Source organism: Bacillota bacterium (genome assembly GCA_030705925.1).
Taxonomy (GTDB): domain Bacteria; phylum Bacillota; class Clostridia; order Oscillospirales; family Feifaniaceae; genus JAUZPM01.
The window spans coordinates 1-5738 of the sequence record JAUZPM010000101.1; the positions used below are offsets into that span (position 1 = coordinate 1).

General features: G+C 39.9%; 7 protein-coding genes. All 7 read right to left on the reverse strand.

What is annotated here, in order from left to right; translation table 11 throughout:
• Positions 1-459, reverse strand: a 459-nt coding sequence (locus Q8865_10865) for a DeoR/GlpR family DNA-binding transcription regulator (protein ID MDP4153918.1), incomplete at its 3' end; no start/stop codon positions are given.
• Between the two features lie 173 nt (positions 460-632).
• Complete coding sequence (locus Q8865_10870; protein MDP4153919.1) at positions 633-1565, reverse strand: transketolase C-terminal domain-containing protein; 933 nt, start codon at positions 1563-1565, stop codon at positions 633-635.
• A 2-nt stretch (positions 1566-1567) separates the two neighbouring features.
• On the reverse strand, positions 1568-2410 hold the full coding sequence (locus Q8865_10875) for a transketolase (GenBank protein ID MDP4153920.1): 843 nt from the start codon (positions 2408-2410) through the stop codon (positions 1568-1570).
• Between the two features lie 40 nt (positions 2411-2450).
• Positions 2451-3293 carry a Cof-type HAD-IIB family hydrolase gene (locus tag Q8865_10880; GenBank protein MDP4153921.1) on the reverse strand — a complete coding sequence of 281 codons (843 nt, stop codon included), beginning with the start codon at positions 3291-3293 and terminating at the stop codon, positions 2451-2453.
• A gap of 19 nt (positions 3294-3312) precedes the next feature.
• Positions 3313-4215, reverse strand: coding sequence for an RluA family pseudouridine synthase (locus tag Q8865_10885; GenBank protein ID MDP4153922.1), 903 nt, complete (start codon positions 4213-4215; stop codon positions 3313-3315).
• Positions 4208-4666, reverse strand: coding sequence for a signal peptidase II (gene lspA / locus Q8865_10890; GenBank protein MDP4153923.1), 459 nt, complete (start codon positions 4664-4666; stop codon positions 4208-4210). The genes Q8865_10885 and lspA overlap by 8 nt, the downstream gene beginning before the upstream one ends.
• 50 nt (positions 4667-4716) lie before the next feature.
• Positions 4717-5738, reverse strand: a 1022-nt coding sequence (locus Q8865_10895; GenBank protein ID MDP4153924.1) for a class I tRNA ligase family protein, incomplete at its 5' end; no start/stop codon positions are given.

The window sequence follows — 5738 nt, forward strand, 5'->3', positions numbered from 1 at the left end:
AGTTATACTTATGCTGTTTCTGTTCAGCTTTCCGCCGGTAAGATATACAGAAACATTCGTCATATGTATAAGTTCCATTGCAACAGTTATTCCACTGGTCGTAATAAGCATATCCATATCAGGAAGTACATGTGCAAATGCTGTAGTTGTGGTTCCCGAATCTATAAAAATAGAAATGTTAGGTTTTAGCAGACTTAGTGCTTTTTTAGAAATAATCTGCTTATTTGCCACATTTTCTTGAGAACGGCGTGCATGGAGTTCCTCAGACAATCCAACAATAGCCCCGATTGATTTTGCTCCCCCATGTATCCTGACTATTTGCCCAGAACGGTTTAAAATCTCCAAATCCCTCCGCAGCGTCATCTCTGATACTTTTGGAAAAGCTTCTTTAAGTTGTGAAATACTAACCTGACCTTCCCGCTGAATAAGCTGTACCATTAACTCTCTGCGCTGGGGCATAATTTTTTTATCTCCTTTATTTTACATCTGCATTTTGATTATATAAAGATAAAAATTAAAAGTCAATGTAATAGAATAGCAATTTTTACATTAAAACTGCAATATAAAACAAAACAGACATAATTTTTAATTTATGTCTGTTTCGTTTATAAAAAAATCAATAAAAATTAAAATTATTTACGTGAAATAACCTTTTTAACGTTTTCAGCAATATTAGATGCGTTTAATCCAAAGATATCGAGCAGCTTAAGAGCGGGACCTGATTTTCCAAATACGTCATTTACGCCGACCCTTGAAACTGGAACAGGGCAATTTTCAGCAAGAACTTCGCATACCGCGCCGCCAAGGCCGCCGATTATGTTATGCTCTTCAGCTGTTACAACCGCACCAGTCTTCTTTGCATATTCAATTATAAGTTTCTCATCTATCGGTTTAATAGTATGAATATTAACTACAGCAGCATCAATACCTTCTTTTAACAGCATTTCACGTGCTTCCATTGCACGGCTTGTTAAGAGACCGGTTGAAAAAATAACAGCGTCTTTGCCGTCCGCCAGTACAACACCCTTACCGAGCTCAAACTTATAACTCGACTCATCCATAAGAGTAGGAACACCTAATCTGCCGAATCTTAAATAAACGGGTCCATTATGCAAAAGTGCCGCTTTAACAGCTGCTTTCGCCTCAACCTCGTCGCAAGGATTAATGACAACCATACCGGGGATAGTGCGCATCAATGCTATATCTTCGTTGCATTGGTGAGTGGCGCCATCTTCACCAACTGAAATACCTGCGTGGGTAGCACCTATCTTAACATTCAAATGGGGATACCCTATTGAATTTCTGACAGAGTCAAATGCCCGTCCGGCGGCAAAAGCAGCAAATGTGCTTGCAAAAACGGGCATACCCGTTGTTGCGATACCTGCAGCAACCGACATCATATTACCCTCTGCGATACCGCACTCTATAAAGCGGTCAGGATATGCCTTATTAAAAATATCTGTTTTTGTAGCTTTAGACAGATCGGCATCCATAACCAAAAAATCATATTGAGCTGCGAGCTCAACAAGTGCCTCACCATATGCTTCACGTGTTGCTTTAGCCATGATTAACCCTCCAGTTCCTTTAGATAGGCATCGAGTTCGGTAATACCGATATTGTACTGTTCCTCATTAGGAGCAGATCCATGCCAGCTGACATTATTCTCCATATAAGATACACCTTTGCCCTTTATTGTCTTCGCAATAATTACTGTAGGCTTGTTATCACTGACTTTTGCTTTATTAATTGCTGCCTCAATTTGGTCAAAATCATGTCCATCTATAGTAATAACATTAAAGTTAAAAGCTTCGAATTTTTTGTCAAAAGGCATTGGTCCTATAACATCATTTGTACTTCCGTCAATTTGCAGACCGTTGCAATCAAGAAATACGATAAGATTATCAAGTTTATAGTGCGCCGCAAACATTGCAGCTTCCCAAACCTGTCCCTCCTCGGATTCCCCGTCACCGATTATAGCGTAAATATGATACTTTTTCCCTGCTTTTTTTGCAGCAATAGCCATACCACAAGCTGCTGATATTCCAAGTCCAAGAGAACCAGTCGACATATCAACTCCCGGTACTCCCTTCATATCAGGATGCCCTTGCAGAAAGCTGCCAGGCTGGCGGAACTTTTTAAGCTCTTCAACAGCGAAAAAGCCTTTCTCTGCAAGCGTAGAATAAAGCGCAGGGGTAACATGACCCTTTGACAGAACAAGCCTATCCCTATCTTCCATTTTCGGGTTAGATGGGTCAACATTCATTTCTTTGAAATACAAATATGTCAGTATGTCTGCCGCAGACAACGAACCGCCCGGATGTCCGGACTTAGCACTGAAAACTGCTGTTAAAATATCTTTTCTGATTTTAGCAGCCTGAATTTGCAGCGCTTTTTTTTCACTCTTCTCCAAAATTACTTTCCTCCTGTGTTAATAATTTATCAAACTTATTTTATAACGTAATCATATCGTTGTCAAATGCTGCGGTAAGTTTACCGTCTATATATTCAATCAAATCTGCAACTGCACCTTCATTATGATCGCATACAATAACATCAGCGATTTCTTTTATCTCTGAGGCTGCGTTTTCCGGGACAACTCCCGTACCAGCCATTTTTATTGCATGATAATCATTAAGATAGTCACCTATAGCATAAGTATTTTCATGATTTATTTTTAGTATTTCAGCCGCATTTAATAATCCAGTTCCTTTATTTATTCCAACTGGCATCACCTCGAGAAATCGCGGTGATGAATATAAGATAGTATAATCAAACCCCTCTTTTGCCCGGAGATATGGGTCGAGCAAAGCGATGCGCTCAGCCGGGCCTGTAAACAACAATTTCTGAAGTGGCGCCGTGATTTTATCTACAGAAACCTCCTCATTCGGAATTTCCTCATATTCTATATGGTTTGCGTTTATTTTATCCTTTTTTATTAAGAACATTTCAAAGTCATACATTCCCTCAATACCTATATCAGGGAAATCATTCATTACTTCCGATGCAATCTTAAGAATATTTTTATCCATACCCCATGACCGCAGTATTTTTTGCTTCTCAGCGTCGTAGATAAGTGCTCCATTACAGCATATAACTGGACCATTCGATGGAAACTCACTTTTTCTGCGGCTTATTGAATGTAATGACCTTCCGGTACTTAACGAAAAAATTCCCCCATTCTTAATAAAATAGTCTACAGCTTCAATATTCTTTTTTGGGATAACTGACCCATCTGCCGTCATTGTTCCGTCAAAATCTGACGCAATAAATATGCCCTGAAATTTGCCTTTCATTCTCTCTCTCCATTTTTATTTATCTGTGTTTTACTAAAAAAGCCTTAAAATATTCAGGAAGTTCGCTCTCAAATCTTAAGAACTCACCCGATACAGGATGCACGAAACCTATTGTTTTTGCATGGAGACACTGACCGGCAAGCCCATTTTCCGGCTTTCCGTAAACCTCATCACCTGCAACTGGATGACCAATACTTGATGCGTGAACGCGGATTTGATGTGTTCTGCCCGTCTCAAGACGGCATTCCACATAAGTATACTTTGGCATTCGCTCTAACACCGTAAAATGTGTAACAGCCCTTCGCCCGTCTTCGGATACAGCCATTTTTTTTCTGTCCTTTTTGCTGCGGGCTATTGGCTTGTCAATCGTAAAACTATCTTCCTTGATATTACCGCATAAAACAGCGGCATAAATTCTTTCAAAGCTATGTTCCTTAATTTGTTCTGCAAGTTTCAAGTGAGCCTCGTTTGTTTTTGCAACTATTAACAGTCCGCTGGTATCTTTATCTATCCTATGAACAATACCTGGACGGATAACTCCGTTTATTCCTGACAGATCAGTACAGTGCGCAAGAAGCGCGTTTACCAGTGTACCCTCATAATTGCCCGCTGCGGGATGCACCACCATACCCTTAGGTTTATTTACAACAAGTAAAGCTTCATCCTCATAAACAATATCAAGCTTAATATCTTCTGCCTTCACATCAAGTGCTTTTGGAGGCGGGATAACCGCAGAAACAACATCTCCTGATTTCAAGCGATAGTTTTTTGCGCATGTTTTCCCGCTAACCTTTACAATGCCTTCGTCAATAAGCCGTTGTGCCGCACTTCTAGTCAACCCATCAGACTTCATTGATAGAAATGTGTCGAGCCTCTGTCCCTCTTCTTCAGGTAAAACTTCAAAATTGAGTGAATCACTCATCACTTTTTTCCTCTTTGTGAATAAACAAAAGATAAATAAAAAGCAACACTGCACCAGCAGATACAAAAAGGTCTGCAATATTAAAAACCGGGAAATTTATCAGTTTTATATAGAAATAGTCAACAACATATCCAAGTCTGATCCTGTCGATCAAATTTCCGATACCACCGCCGATAATGCAGGAAAAGGCCCACATTAAAAGAGGGTGCCAGTCTTTTCTCTTAAACATTATCCAAACCAAAACCGCAAGTCCCACAATAGTAACAACGATAAAAAGCTTTTGCTGCCCCCGAAGGATTGAAAAAGCCGCACCTGTATTTTCTGCATAATAAAGATGGAAAACGCCCTTGATAACAGGGATTTCTCCAATAGGCGCAAGACTGCTCACCGCCCATATTTTCACAACACGGTCAAGCGCAATTGCAAATAATATAATTATCACCCAAAGCATAAAACACCTACCAACAATAAAATGAGGGCGGGTTTTCGCCCGCCCCATGGTTAAAATCCTTCAACGACATCGGCGCAACGATCGCAAAGCGTCGGATGTTTATGACTTTCTCCTACACTGCCGCTATATCGCCAGCATCTTTCACATTTCTCGCCTGAAGCTTTTTGCACTGCAACTGTGAGTCCCTCGCACGTTTCACCTTTAAAGCCCTCGCCCTTGCCTAATACCGCATCGACATCAGATACAATAAAGAGAGTTGGCAGAGCATCAATATTTTCTCTGACAAAGTTGAATAGTTCACTAGATTCACAATATAAAACTACGCGGCTCTCAAGTGAGGCACCGATGAGCTTTTCATTTCTTGCAATTTCAAGAGCTTTTTTAACATCCTCACGCAAATCAAGGAAATGTTCCCATCTATCGCTGTCCGGAATATCATATTTCTTATCAGCAACCGGCATATCTGTCATAAGAATTGAAATTGGTTTTTCACCTTCAGCAGGTATCGCTGCCCAAATTTCCTCAGCGGTAAACGCAAGGATAGGAGCAAGCAGTTTAGTAAGCTTGATTAGAATATCGTACATAGCTGTCTGAGCGGCACGGCGCTCTATTCCGGTTTTTTCCTCGCAATAAAGGCGGTCTTTAATTATATCAAGATAGAAATTTGACAAATCTACAACACAGAAATTGTGTATGGTGTGGAAAATATTATAAAATTCATATGTCTCATAAGATTCTCGAACCTTTGTTATTACATCATTCATTCTGGAAAGTGCAAATTTATCAAGTGCTTCGAGGTTTTCATAAGAGACTCTGTCCTTTTTAGGATCAAAGTCAGAAATATTTCCGAGAATAAATCTAGCAGTATTTCTGATTTTGCGGTAAACTTCTGAAAGTTGTTTTAAAATGTCGTTCGAGATGCGGATATCTGAATGATAATCAGATGAAGCAACCCACAAGCGCAGAATATCAGCACCATATTTATTTATTATCTCTTCCGGCTCAATAGTGTTGCCGATAGATTTTGACATCTTTTTGCCTTCACCGTCAACGACCCAGCCATGTGTTACAA